The 13,465-nt window shown below is 63.8% G+C and carries 9 protein-coding genes; 2 read left to right on the top strand and 7 right to left on the bottom strand.

Features of this window, described 5'->3' with window-relative positions; translation table 11 throughout:
* Window positions 1-55 precede the first annotated feature (55 nt).
* Complete coding sequence (gene polA / locus ACKTSM_RS00700) at window positions 56-2,893, bottom strand: DNA polymerase I (RefSeq protein WP_407875232.1); 2,838 nt, start codon at window positions 2,891-2,893, stop codon at window positions 56-58.
* 269 nt (window positions 2,894-3,162) lie between these two features.
* Here polA and ACKTSM_RS00695 point away from each other — a divergent pair, with 269 nt between their 5' ends.
* Window positions 3,163-3,420, top strand: coding sequence for a hypothetical protein (locus tag ACKTSM_RS00695; protein ID WP_407875231.1), 258 nt, complete (start codon window positions 3,163-3,165; stop codon window positions 3,418-3,420).
* 84 nt (window positions 3,421-3,504) lie between these two features.
* Here the strand turns inward: ACKTSM_RS00695 and ACKTSM_RS00690 are convergent, their stop codons facing one another.
* Complete coding sequence (locus tag ACKTSM_RS00690; protein ID WP_407875230.1) at window positions 3,505-4,545, bottom strand: serine hydrolase; 1,041 nt, start codon at window positions 4,543-4,545, stop codon at window positions 3,505-3,507.
* A gap of 287 nt (window positions 4,546-4,832) precedes the next feature.
* Here ACKTSM_RS00690 and ACKTSM_RS00685 point away from each other — a divergent pair, with 287 nt between their 5' ends.
* Entirely contained in the window at window positions 4,833-7,160 is a 2,328-nt protein-coding gene (locus ACKTSM_RS00685) for a DUF305 domain-containing protein (RefSeq protein ID WP_407875229.1), read from the top strand.
* A gap of 95 nt (window positions 7,161-7,255) precedes the next feature.
* Here ACKTSM_RS00685 and ACKTSM_RS00680 read toward each other — a convergent pair whose 3' ends face one another.
* From ACKTSM_RS00680 to ACKTSM_RS00660, 5 genes are all read right to left on the bottom strand, one after another.
* A complete protein-coding gene (locus ACKTSM_RS00680) occupies window positions 7,256-9,106 on the bottom strand; it encodes a DUF885 domain-containing protein (protein ID WP_407875228.1) in 1,851 nt (616 codons plus the stop codon).
* 142 nt (window positions 9,107-9,248) lie between these two features.
* On the bottom strand, window positions 9,249-9,656 hold the full coding sequence (locus ACKTSM_RS00675; protein ID WP_407875227.1) for a host attachment protein: 408 nt from the start codon (window positions 9,654-9,656) through the stop codon (window positions 9,249-9,251).
* 126 nt (window positions 9,657-9,782) lie between these two features.
* A complete protein-coding gene (groL, locus tag ACKTSM_RS00670) occupies window positions 9,783-11,435 on the bottom strand; it encodes a chaperonin GroEL (RefSeq protein WP_407875226.1) in 1,653 nt (550 codons plus the stop codon).
* 51 nt (window positions 11,436-11,486) lie between these two features.
* Window positions 11,487-11,774 carry a co-chaperone GroES gene (groES, locus tag ACKTSM_RS00665; protein WP_407875225.1) on the bottom strand — a complete coding sequence of 96 codons (288 nt, stop codon included), beginning with the start codon at window positions 11,772-11,774 and terminating at the stop codon, window positions 11,487-11,489.
* A 119-nt stretch (window positions 11,775-11,893) separates the two neighbouring features.
* Window positions 11,894-13,309 carry an MATE family efflux transporter gene (locus ACKTSM_RS00660; protein WP_407875224.1) on the bottom strand — a complete coding sequence of 472 codons (1,416 nt, stop codon included), beginning with the start codon at window positions 13,307-13,309 and terminating at the stop codon, window positions 11,894-11,896.
* Between the last annotated feature and the right edge of the window lie 156 nt (window positions 13,310-13,465).

Here is a 13,465-nt window from a genome sequence, read left to right as displayed (position 1 = left end):
AGCCAGCTATGAATGACCGGCCGCGATTGCAACCTTTGTCACCACGGCGCGCCCGCTAGTGCGCGGCATCCCAGGACGCTCCCGTGCCGATATCGACCGCCAGCGGCACGTCGAGAGTGACGGCCGGAAGCGCGGCCTCGGCCATGACCCGCTCGATCACTTCCGAAGCGCGCGCGACATCGCTTTCGGGCAGTTCGAACACCAGTTCGTCGTGCACCTGAAGCAGCATCCGGACATTGCCCAGCCCCTCGTCGCGCAAGGCCGGCAGCATCCGGGCCATGGCGCGCTTGATGATATCGGCGCTGGTCCCCTGGATCGGCGCGTTGATCGCCGCGCGTTCGGAGCCCTGGCGTTCGGCCTGGTTTTTCGAGCGGATGCGCGGGAACCAGGTCTTGCGGCCGAACAGCGTCTCCGAATAGCCGCGCTCGCGCACGGTTTCGAGCGTTTCCATGATGTAGCGCTGGATGCCGGGGAAGCGCTGGAAATAGGTGTCGATCATGTCCTGCGCCTCGTCGGGTTCGACTTCGAGGCGGCTCGCCAGTCCCCAGCGCGAAATGCCATAGAGGATCGCGAAGTTGATGGTCTTGGCCTGAGCGCGGGTGTCGCGCGTGACCTCGCCGAACATTTCGGAGGCCGTGCGCGAGTGGATGTCCTCGCCATTGGCGAAGGCTTCCTTGAGCGTACCGACATCGGCCATGTGCGCGGCCAGTCGCAATTCGATCTGCGAATAGTCCGCTGCAAGGATGACATTGCCCGCCTCGGGAACGAAGGCCTCGCGGATGGTGCGTCCGATCGCGGTCCGGATCGGGATGTTCTGCAGGTTCGGATCGGTCGAGGACAGGCGGCCGGTCTGTGCGCCAACCAGGCTGTAGCTGGTGTGGACGCGGCCGGTATCGGGATTGATCTGCGCCTGCAGCGCATCGGTATAGGTCGATTTGAGCTTTGACAGGTGCCGCCATTCGAGCACCTTGGACGCGATGGGCCTCGCAGCCTCGTCCTTGGCGAGGTTTTCGAGCACTGACTGGTCGGTCGAATATTGCCCGCTCTTGCCCTTCTTGCCGCCCTTGAACCCCATCTGGTCGAACAGGACCTCCCCCAGCTGCTTGGGCGATCCGACCGCGAATTCGCGTTCTGCGATGGCGTGAATGTCCTTCTCGAGCGCCGCGGTCTGGTTCGCGAATTCCTCTGACAAACGGGCGAGCTGGGCGCGGTCGACCTTGATGCCTTCGCGCTCCATCGCGGCGACGACCGGGATCAGCGGACGGTCGACTCGTTCGTAGACGCGCTTGCCGCCTTCTTCGGACAGGCGCGGCTTGAGCATCTGGTAAAGCCGCCAGGTGACGTCGGCATCTTCGGCGGCATATTCGGTCGCGCGGTCGAGCGGGACTTCGCCGAAGGGGATGGCCTTCTTGCCGGTCCCGCAGATTTCCTTGAAGCTCAGGCAGGTGTGGCCGAGGTGCCGCTGGGCAAGCTCGTCCATTCCGTGCCCGCCGCCCATACCTTCGCCGCGTCCCGCATCGAGATCGAAGCTCATGACCATCGTGTCCTCGATCGGCGTGACTTCCACGCCCAGACGGGCGAGCACGTTGAGATCGTATTTGCCGTTCTGGAAGACTTTCAGGACGCTGTCGGCCTCGAGCATCGGCTTAAGCATCCGGAGCGCAAGATCGACGGGCACCTGCTCGGGCTTTTCGGCGAACATGTCGGCGCCGCCATGGGCGAGCGGGATGTAGCAGGCATCATTGGGGCCGAGCGCAAGGCTGACCCCGACAAGCTCGGCCTGCATGGCGTCGAGCGAGCTGGTCTCGGTATCGACCGCGACCAGCCGCGCCGCCATCGCGCGCGCGATCCAGTGTTCGAGCCGTTCGGGCGTCTGCACGGTCTCGTAGGTGCTGCGGTCGAGCTTGGGCATTTCCGGGATCGGCTGGCGGTTGCCCTGCTCGGTGCCCGTATCGCCCGCCCTGTCGGCCTTTGCCGGGTTGAGGTTGTTGGCCCGCTCCGGGCTCCCGGTGCCCGCGCCGAGCCGCTTGAGAAGCGAGGTAAAGCCGTGCTTTTCGAGGAATGTCGCCAGCGGTTCGGTCGGGATCTTCTCGATCTTCATGTCCTCGATCGGGACGGGCAGATCGCAATCTTCCTTGAGCGTCACCAGCACCCGCGACAGCTCGGCATCGGCGCGCCCTTCGATCAGGCGCTCCTTGAGCTTCGATTTCTTCATCTCGGGCGCCTGGTCCAGCGCGGCAGCGAGAGAGCCGTGCTCGGCGATGAGCTTGCTCGCGGTCTTCGGCCCGACCCCATAGATGCCCGGGATATTGTCGACGCTATCTCCCATCAGCGCGAGGACATCGCCGACAAGCTCGGGCTTTACCCCGAACTTGGCCTCGACTTCCTCGACATAGATGCGCTGCGACTTCATCGTGTCGAGCATGTCGATCCGCGCACCGTCGAGCTCACCCACCAATTGCATCAGGTCCTTGTCCGACGACACGATCGTCACGTTCCAGCCCTGGCGCTGCGCCTCGCGGGCATAACTGGCGATGAGATCGTCGGCCTCCAGGCCCTGCTCCTCGATGCAGGGGAGGCTGAAGGCGCGGGTCGCGTCGCGAATCAACGGGAATTGCGGGCGCAGATCCTCGGGCGGTTCGGGCCGGTTGGCCTTGTATTCGGGGTAGATCTCGTTGCGGAAACTGGTCGAATCCTTGTCGAGGATGACCGCGAGATGGGTCGGCCCGTCCGCCGCGTCGAGGTCGTCAGCCAGCTTCCACAGCATCGTCGTGTAGCCATAGACCGCGCCCACGGGCGTGCCCTCGGGATCGGTGAGTGGAGGCAGGCGGTGATAGGCCCGGAAAATGTACGAGGACCCGTCGACGAGATAGAGATGTTGCTGCTCTGACATGGCAAGCGTGCTAGCACCGCGGGCGTTGCTTCGGTAGCCGCATCGCTTGTGTGACGAAGATTGTGCACGGGCACTTAACTGCCCGGATCGGCTGCGTCAGATCGTGGCAGGAATGGGGCCAAAAAATGGCGAAATGTGGCATTTCGCTTGTAATGACACATTTCTGCCATTATCTGACACCGCGAGCCGGGGGGAAATTTCCGGCTTTGGAGCGGGCTCCTAAACGGGGTTTTCGCGACATCCAAATCGCTGAACAAGGAAATATCATTATGCGTAAGATCATCATGGCTGCTGCCATCGCCACTTCGGCTCTCGGCCTCGCTGCATGCGCTGAAGAAGCTGCTGAAGTCGACGCCGAAGCCGACGCAATGGCTGCAGACGCTGATGCCGTCGCTGCCGACGCGACCGCTGACATGGAAGCTGCTGGCGACGAAGCTGCTGCTGACGTTGTCGACGCTGCTGAAGACGCCGAAGCTGCTGCTGAAGAAGCTGCTGCTGAAGCCGAAGCCATGGTCGACGGCGAGTAATTCGCACAGTCGATCAGCGCTTATAGCTGATACAGAAAAGGCGGCGCTGCAAAGCGCCGCCTTTTTTCGTGGTCGCGGAAGAACTTAGCCTCCCGAGCGGGTGCCCGCCGTCCAGGTCCGATTGTCGTTCTGGCGCGCTCTTGCGGAAAACCCGTCATACAGCGCGCGGGCGATAGCCGCGATTCGCCTTTCGCGAGCCAGTCGAGACCCTTGCCCGGTGACGTAGATCGCCACGGCAATCGCGCGACCATCGGGCGATTCGATGATCCCGATATCGCTGGACGTGTTGTTGAGCGAGCCGGTCTTGTGGCTGACCCGCGCCTCGCCCGGCATGCTGGCAGGGATGCGCCGCCTGCCCGTGACCGTCCGGCTCATCGCTCCCAGAAGGACGCGGCGGCTCTGTTCGCTGAGGAAATCGCCGCGATAAAGGCCGCCGAGCAGGCGTGCCATCGCCCGCGGGGTGGCCGAATCGCGCGGATCGATCCAGCTGGCCGGATCGTATTCGCCGTCATCTCGCACGAGAGTCGCGATATCGCGATCGATCGAGAACTCGGAAAATCCATGCCGCTTCATCCAGTCATTGACCGCTTGCGGTCCTCCGACCGCCGCCAGCAGGGCATCGGTCGCCGCGTTGCTGGACCGTGTGATCATGATCTCGATGAGATCGATCGCGGGCATGTAATTGCCTTCGCGCACCGGTGCTGCGGGCGAAGAGAACCTGGCCGAGCGGACGGGGATCAGCAGCGGGAATTCGCTGGTGAGCGAATAGCGACCCTGTTCGACCATCTCGAGATAGGTCGCCGCCACCGCGATCTTGCTCGTCGATGCCATGGGAAAGAGCTGGTCGCCGAGAACGGCCACTTCCTCGCCGGTTGCAAGGTCGATCCCTACCACTCCGATCCGCCCCTGGCTGCCATCGGCAAGCTCGGCGATGCGCCGCTCAAAGCCATTCGCGTAGATCGCCTCGAAGGTGTCGGGCGAACGCATCTCGGTGCCAAACGCATCGTCGAATGACGCGGCAAGCTCGGTATTCTGCGCGGAAAGCGGGACTGCGGCAAACGCCGCGACAGCGGCAAGCCCGGCTCCAAGGAAGCGGGAGAGGCGACGGGAAAGGGGTGGGGCCATCTGGTAGCGATACTCCGAACAGGGTTAGCGTCGGCTTAATCGCAGGGTCTAGAAGTCCTTGATTCGCCGCGACAAGCACTCGTTTCATCGCGAGCGACGAAATGTGCGCCATCCGCGACCGAAACAGGCTCGTGTCCACCTAGAACCCCCTGAAGCCGGCAATGTTCCGTTCGCGGAGGCTCATGCCGCCTTGGTCGAACGCTTCGCGATGCGCGTCCGGCTTGGCCTTGACTGGACCACGAGATCGGGCAGGAAGTGCGACGAAATTTGGGACTAGGGACAATTCAATGGTCATAACTCGCACTGCCGCGCGCACTTCGCGCGTTCTCATCGCCGGTCTGCTGGTTACCGGGTCGAGCATCGCGCTCGCTCAGACAGCGCCGATCGTCCAGCCCGGCGCGCCCGGTCAGGCGAGCCGCACGCTCAGCGCCGACGAGGCGACCGAGCTTGCCAAGGCCAGCCATACGCGCGCCGATGTCCAGTTCATGCAGGCTATGATCGTGCATCATCAGCAGGCGGTCGAGATGGCCGGACTGGTCGATGATCGCACCAACAACGAGGACATCGTCGCGGTTGCCGGCCGCATCCTTGCCAGCCAGGAAGACGAGATCGCCTTCATGCGCGAATGGCTCGAACAGCGCGGCGAAGCCGTCGCGATGGAAGGCCATGCGGGCCACGCGGCGCACATGACCATGTCCGGCATGGCGTCGGCCGAGGACATGACCGCTCTCGCAGCGGCGCAGGGCAATGATTTCGACAGCCGCTTCCTCACCCTGATGATCGCGCATCACCGCGGTGCGGTCGACATGGTGGAACACCTGCTCGACCAGCCGGGAAGCGCGGCGGACCCGGTGCTTTACCGCTTTGTCGGTGATGTCGAGAACGACCAGAATGCCGAGATTGACCGGATGGACACGGTGCTTGCAGGCCTGTCACCCGATCCGCGGGCGAACCTTGCTGCAGGGTTCGACGATGCGGGCGAGGCCATCATGAACCTGCGCCACGTCGCGCACCTGCCAAAGCCCGCGGGCTTTTTCGATCCCGAAAATCCCGCGGACCTTCGCCCCGCCGTTCCAGCGGGCGAGGAAGACGAGGATGGCGCTGACGGCGCGCTCGCCGAGGCCGAGCAGGCGCTCGCACGCGCGGGCGAATCAGAGGTCGTTCCGGTCGAAGTCGAGGAGACCGACGGCTCGGACGATCCCGAGGGCGGCGAGGATGCCGAGCGCGAAGAGGAAGAGACCCTTACCGAATTTGCCGAACGCTCGCCGCTGCTCGATTTTGCCAACACCGACATGGCGTTCTTCGACGACATCATGGTGGCGGGCAATTATCACGGCTTCAACATCTACCGCCTCGGCGATGACGGGGTGCCGAGCCTCGTCAGCTCGGTGGTCTGCCCCGGCGGGCAGGGCGATGTCTCTGTGGTGGGCAACCTGCTGGTGATGAGCGTCGAGCAGACACGCGGGCGCGTGGATTGCGGCTTGCAGGGGGTCGAGGGCGATGTCTCGCCCGAACGCTTCCGCGGGCTTCGCATCTTCGACATCTCCGATCTCACCGCAGTGCGCCAGGTCGGGCAGGTCCAGACCTGCCGCGGAAGCCACACCCACTCGATCGTGAGCGCCGATGATGACAAGATCATCGTCTACAATTCGGGCACCTCGCGCAGCCGCGAGGCCGAAGAACTCGCACGCTGCATCGACAACCCTTCGGATAGCCGTACGGCCTATTTCTCGATCGACGTGATCGAGATCCCGGTCGCCAATCCGGCGGCGGCGCGCATCGTTTCCAGCCCGCGTGTCTTTGCCGACAGCGAGACCGGCGAGATCGCAGGCCTGTGGCAGGGGGGCGAGGCCGAGGACGGCGCGCAGGACACTCGCCGCACCGACCAGTGCCACGACATCACCGTCTTCCCGGCGCTGAACCTGGCGGCGGGCGCGTGTTCGGGCAACGGGATACTCATGGACATCTCCGACCCGTTCAACCCGGTCCGCATCGACGAGGTGTTCGACAAGGGCTTTGCCTACTGGCACTCGGCGACCTTCAACAATGATGGCACCAAGGTGATCTTCACCGATGAATGGGGCGGGGGCGGGCGCCCGCGCTGCAAGGCTTCGGACCCGATGACCTGGGGCGCCAACGCGATCTACGATATCGTCGATGGCAAGCTCGAGTTCCGCAGCCATTACAAGATGCCCGGACCGCAGGGCGAATTCGAGAACTGCGTCGCGCATAACGGCTCGATCGTGCCGGTGCCGGGCCGCGATATCTTCGTGCAGTCCTGGTACCAGGGCGGGATCAGCCTGATGGATTTCACCGACAGCGCGAACCCGGTCGAGATCGCCTATTTCGATCGCGGTGCGATCAGCGACGAACAGCTCGTCGTCGGCGGGTTCTGGTCGTCCTACTGGTACAACGGCCGCATCTACGGCACCGAGATCACTCGCGGGATCGACGTCTTCGCGCTCGAGCCGAGCGAACACCTGACCGCCGCCGAAATCGCCGCAGCCGAGGCTGCGAGCTATTCCGGCCAGCGCTTCAATCCGCAGACGCAGACCATGGTGACGTGGGACGAGGCGGCACTCGAAGCGGCCGTGGCGAGCCGATCGGGCGGATAAATTCGCCCACGCCCTGGTGTCGGACATGAAAAGGGGCGGGCTGGTCAGACCAGTCCGCCCCTTTCCTTTTGGCGGCGCTGTCGGTGCGCCTCGGATCAGCTTTCCTTGACCGAGGCGATCCAGTTGTCGATCCGCTTCTCGAGGATCGAAAGAGGCACCGCGCCCCCGCCGAGAACGGTGTCGTGGAAGCCGCGAATGTCAAAGTCGTCGCCCAGTTCCTGTTCGGCTTTCGCGCGCAGTTCCTGAATCCGGATCATCCCGATCTTGTACGAGGTCGCCTGCCCGGGAAGCACGTAATAGCGCTGCACTTCGCTGCGCACGGCGGTTTCGGGATTGGGCGAGTTTTCGAGCGCGTATTGCACCGCTTCCTCCTCGCTCCAGCCCTTGGCGTGGATGCCGGTATCGACCACCAGCCGGATTGCGCGCCAAATCTCGCTCGAGAGGCGGCCAAAGTCGGAATAGGGGTCCTCGTAGCCGCCCATCTCCTTGGCCAGCTTTTCCGAATAGAGCGCCCAGCCTTCGCCGAAGGCCGAGATGAACCCGCCCTGCGAGCGGAATTTCGGCACGCCTTCGAGTTCCTGCGCAATCGAGACCTGCATGTGGTGGCCTGGATTGGCCTCGTGATAGGCGATCGATTCAAGCTCGGGTATCGGCATCGCGGTCATGTCGGACAGGTGCGCGTAATAGATGCCGGGGCGCGAGCCGTCGGGCGTGCCGGGGCTGTAGTGCTGCGCCGCGCCATCCTGTTCGCGGAACGGCTCGACGCGGCGCACTTCGAGGTCCGCCTTGGGCAGGGTGCCGAAAAACTCGGGCAGGCGGCTGTTGATGAAGTCGATGTGCTCCTGCGCCTGCGCGATATACATCTCTGCCCCGCGATCGTTGTCGGGATAGAAGAATTGCGGATCGGTGCGGGTGAACTCGAAGAACTCCTGCAGGCTCCCCTCGAACCCGACCTCGTCCATGATCGCGCGCATCTCGCCCTGAATGCGTTCCACCTCGGCAAGACCGAGGTCGTGGATCTCGTCGGCAGTCATGTCGGTGGTCGTCATGGCCTCAAGAGAGGCCGCGTAGAACGCCTCGCCATCGGGCAGCGTGGTTGCGCCCATGGCTTGTTCGCTGGTGTTCTCGATGTCCTCCTCGAACCAGTCGATGACGCGCTGATAGGCAGGCTGGAACTCTTCGGTGAGCGCCCTGCGCGCATCCTCGCGCAGTTCGTCGGCGCGCTCCTCGGTGATCGCTTCGCTTTCGACGAGGCTTGCAAGGTGGCGCTCGGTCGCCTCCCACAGCGCCGAGGGCTCGCCTGCTTCATCGTCGCCGCCGAAGGGCGCGCCGCTGGTGAGGTTCTTCGATTCGGTGATCACCGCCTCATAGGCAAAGCGCGGCGGGCGGGTGCCTGCGGCGGCATTCGCCTTGGCGCGGTCGAGGAGCTGGTCCATCGCCGTGCCGATCCCGCCGATACGCGCGATGAAGGCCTCCATGTCGCTTTCATCATCGACCCGGTGCTGGGTCAGGAGGAAGGTCGGCAGGCCCGACTGGGCGGAACCCATCTGGTGCAGGATATAGCCCTGTTCGCGGAACGCGTAGGCGCGTTCGGCCTGTTCGAGCCGGAACTTCCACATGTCGTAGGACAGCTGGTCCTCGGCCGACAGCTCGTCATAGTCGAAGCTCGCTTCCATCTGCGCGGTCGCTTCGCGCAGCCATTCGAGCTGTTCGAGCTCGGCCTCGACGCTCAGGTCATCGATCTTGTCGTAATCGGTCTTTCGGCCCAGCGCGGTTTGCGTGATCGGGCTGAAGGCGAGCTGTTCCTCGAACTTCTCGTCAAACCACGTGTTGAGGCATTCGCTCTGGGTCGTGGTGCACTCGATGGCGGCGACGCTCGTCATCATGCCTTCGCAGCCGGCGAGCGCGACCGATGCCAGAAGCACGGCAGCAAATTTGGTTTTCATGCGGGGATTCCCTCTCGTAATTTCCTACGCGGCGTCATGCGGCACATTGCACAAAGAGGAAAGGGGGGCATTCGACCAACGAAAAACCCCGCCGGACGAGCGTCTCGGCGGGGTCTTGCTCGGACAGTACGTTTCCGGCGCGCTAGGCCGCGGCGATCGCCTGTTCGATTCTGTCGATCGGCTGGCCGGTCAGGGTCTTGTCGATCTCGCCGACGATCCGCTTTTTCAGTTCCGGGTGGTAGTGATTGCGCATTTCGCCCAGGGACTTGGGATCGGCGATGATCAGCACCTGGTCGAGATCGTTCGACACTGCCTTTGCGCTGAGCCATTCGGCAACTGCGGCGCCGTGGGCAAGCTCATCCAGCTGGGTGCGGCCAAGCTCCTGGCCGACATCGTCCTGATGGCGCACCCCGGCGCTGAAATTGGTCACGTCGAGATCGGGGCTCGCCTCGCTCTTGAGCCTGGGTTCGAAGGCCTGGCCATCATTGCGAAAGAGGGTGAAGTTCTCGCCGTCGACGAGTGCGACATGGGCGTTTTTTGGCAATTTCATGGGTTTGCTCTCCTTTGCCAATCAACGCACGAACGCGGCTGTGGTTGCGGCGCGCGGCAAAGAAAAAGCCCCGGCAAGCGATGCTTGCCGGGGCCTGTTCTGACATAGCCTTGGGAGTGGTCGGGCTTAGAAGCCCATGCCGCCGGCCATGCCGCCCATGCCGCCCATGTCGGGCATGGCCGGGGCAGCCGCCTTCTCTTCCGGAGCCTCGGTGATCGCGGCTTCGGTGGTGATCAGCAGGCCAGCCACCGAAGCGGCATCCTGCAGCGCGGTGCGCACGACCTTGGTCGGGTCGATCACGCCGGCTTCCACGAGGTTCTCGTAGGTGTCGGTCGCGGCGTTGAAGCCCTGCGTCTCGTCGCCTTCGCGAAGGAGATTACCCGAAACAACCGCGCCATCGTGGCCGGCGTTCTGGGCGATCTGGCGAACCGGTGCCATGATCGCGCGGCGGACGATGTCGATGCCGCGGGTCTGGTCGTCATTGTCGCCCTTGACCCCTTCGAGAGCCTTGGTGGCGTAGAGCAGCGCAGTACCGCCGCCCGGGACGATGCCTTCTTCGACAGCGGCGCGGGTTGCGTGGAGCGCGTCGTCGACACGGTCCTTGCGTTCTTTCACTTCGACTTCCGAAGCACCGCCGACCTTGATCACGGCAACGCCGCCAGCAAGCTTGGCAAGGCGTTCCTGCAGCTTCTCGCGGTCATAATCGCTGGTGGTGTTCTCGATCTGGGTGCGGATTTCGCCAACCCGTGCCTTGATGTCGTCTTCCGAACCGGCGCCATCGACGATGGTGGTGTTGTCCTTGTCGATGGTGACGCGCTTGGCTTCGCCGAGCATGCCGAGGGTGACGTTCTCGAGCTTGATGCCTAGGTCTTCGCTGATCATCTCGCCCTTGGTCAGGATCGCGATGTCCTGCAGCATGGCCTTGCGACGATCGCCGAAGCCCGGAGCCTTGACCGCTGCAACCTTGAGGCCGCCGCGCAGCTTGTTCACGACGAGGGTCGCGAGCGCTTCGCCTTCGATGTCCTCGGCGATGATCAGCAGCGGACGACCGCTCTGGACAGCCGCTTCGAGCACCGGAAGCATCGACTGGAGGTTCGACAGCTTCTTCTCGTGGATCAGGATGTAGGGGTTGTCGAGTTCAACCGTCATCTTGTCCGGGTTGGTGATGAAGTAGGGCGAGAGGTAGCCGCGGTCGAACTGCATGCCTTCGACAACGTCGAGCTCGAATTCGAGGCCCTTGGCTTCCTCGACGGTGATCACGCCTTCCTTGCCGACCTTTTCCATGGCCTCGGCGATCTTCTCGCCGACTTCCTTGTCGCCATTGGCCGAGATGACACCGACCTGAGCGATTTCGGACGAGCCCGAGACGTCCTTCGAACGGCTCTTGAGGTTTTCGACGACCTTGGAAACGGCGAGGTCGATACCGCGCTTGAGATCCATCGGGTTCATGCCGGCGGCAACGGCGGTCATGCCTTCGCGGGCGATCGCCTGGCCGAGCACGGTCGCGGTGGTGGTGCCGTCACCGGCGAGATCGTTGGTCTTCGATGCCACTTCCTTGAGCATCTGCGCGCCCATGTTCTCGAACTTGTCCTTGAGCTCGATTTCCTTGGCGACGGTGACGCCGTCCTTGGTGATGCGCGGGGCGCCGAAGCTCTTGTCGATCACGACATTGCGACCCTTGGGGCCGAGCGTGACCTTGACGGCATTGGCGAGCGTGTCGACGCCCTTGAGAATGCCTTCGCGGGCTTCGCGCGAGAATTTCACGTCCTTGGCAGACATTGGTTTATCTCCTGAAAATTGGATGTTTGGTTAGGATGCGTCGGGAGCGGCTCAGCCGATGATCCCCATGATGTCGCTTTCCTTCATGATCAGCAGGTCTTCGCCGTCGATCTTGACTTCGGTGCCCGACCACTTGCCGAACAGGACACGGTCGCCGGCCTTGACGTCCATGGCGACGCGGTTGCCCGCATCGTCGCGCGCGCCTTCACCGACGGCGACGATTTCGCCTTCGCTGGGCTTTTCCTGAGCGGAATCGGGAATGATGATGCCGCCAGCGGTTTTCTGGTCGGCTTCGATGCGACGGACCACGACGCGGTCGTGCAGCGGACGAAATGCCATATTGATGACCTTTCCAATTGGGGTTGAGATCTGTTCTTGGCACTCTCCCCTCGAGAGTGCCAGCGGGGCGCATTTGGGTTCGACCCGGGCATGAGTCAACACACGGCTCGCAAATTTTTTCAGCCGTGCTGGGGCAATGCGCGGACCGCCGGTGGTTCGCCTGTCCTGACAAGGCCGAGACGCTCGCGGCGGACCCAGCGCCACAGCAGCAGCACCGCGGCAAAGGAGAGGCCCGTGGCAAGCCCGATCCACACGCCGGTCCCTTCGAGCGGGGTGAAGAAACCGAGCACGATCGCAGAGCCGAAACCGGGCACCCAGTAGCTGAAGATCGCGATCCACATCGGCATGCGCGTGTCCTGCAATCCGCGCAGATTGCCCGCCGCGACCGCCTGGACACCGTCGACAAGCTGGAACGCCGCGGCAAGCACGAGATATTGCAGCGCGAAGCCGACCAGTGCCGCGTTCTTCGCCGCATAGGGATCGACATAGATCGAGAGGAGGGCGTAGGGCGCGAGCACCATGGCAGACGCGGTGAAGCCCATGAAGCCCGTCCCGATGACCAGCGCCACCGCACCTGCCCGCTTGATCCCGACAGGGTCGCGCGCGCCGTGGAAATAGCCGACGCGGATGGTCGAGGCCTGGCTGACCCCGAACGGCACCTGAAAGGCGAGCGCGGCGAGTTGCAGCGCAACGGTATGTCCTGCAAGCTCGGCCGCACCGAACCGGCCCATGAGGAACGCCGCGGCGCCGAAAATGCCGGCCTCCGCGGTCACGGTGAGCGCGATCGGGGTGCCGATCCGCACGATTTGCGCAAACCGCGCCCAGTCAGGCGACCACCACCGTCCGAAGATCCGGTAACGATGCAGTCGCGGGTCGAGCCGGATCGCGATTATATAGGCGGCAAGGGTGAACAGCGAGGTGATGATGGTTGCCACTGCCGCACCGCGCAGGCCCAGTTCGGGGGCGCCGAAATTGCCGAAGATGAAGGCGTAATTGGCGAGCGCGTTGACGCCCACTCCGGCAGCGGTGATGGCGGTTGCAAAGATCGGGCGACCGAGCGCGGAGACGAAGTTGCGCAAGGTCGCCGCAAGCAGCATCGGCACCAGCGAGAAGATGATCACGTAATTGTATTCGCGCGCGAGCAGGATGATCGCCTCCTGCTGGCCGGTCAGCCGCATCAGCGGTTCGAGCAGGAGGCACAGACCCATGCCGACGATCCCGGTGACGACCGACAGCCACAGCGCCATGCGCACCGAGCGCCTGACGGGCCTCAACGCCGGAGCACGGGCACCCAGCGCCTCGGCAATGAGCGGCGCAACCGCCCCGGTCAGAGCGGTGAAGGCCCACAGCACCAGTCCGAACAACGACACGGCGAGAGCCGATGCGGCCAGCGGCTCCTCCCCGAGGCGGGCGATGAAGATGACATCGATCGCATAGGTGAGCATTTGCAAGAGGTTGGCGAGTGCGAGCGGCAGCGCGAGCAGCGCCGTCGATCGGAATTCGCCCGCCCATGACGGGGTCGCAAGAGGTGCCATATCGCGCGTCATCGATCATCGGCCCGCGCACGCGATCGCGGCCTTGCGATCGGTCTGGCGAGCCGGTCCGGATAGAGACTGGCGCGCAACGGGGAAAGTGAAAAAGCGGCGAACCCAGCCACGGGCCGGAGGCGGAAACGGCGATTTTTCTTTAAA

The sequence above is a fragment of the Qipengyuania nanhaisediminis genome (genome assembly GCF_045862805.1).
In the GTDB taxonomy this organism is placed as follows: Bacteria; Pseudomonadota; Alphaproteobacteria; order Sphingomonadales; family Sphingomonadaceae; genus Erythrobacter; species Erythrobacter nanhaisediminis_A.
Note: the sequence above shows the minus strand (reverse complement) of the source record. Positions and strands in the feature narration are given on the sequence as shown.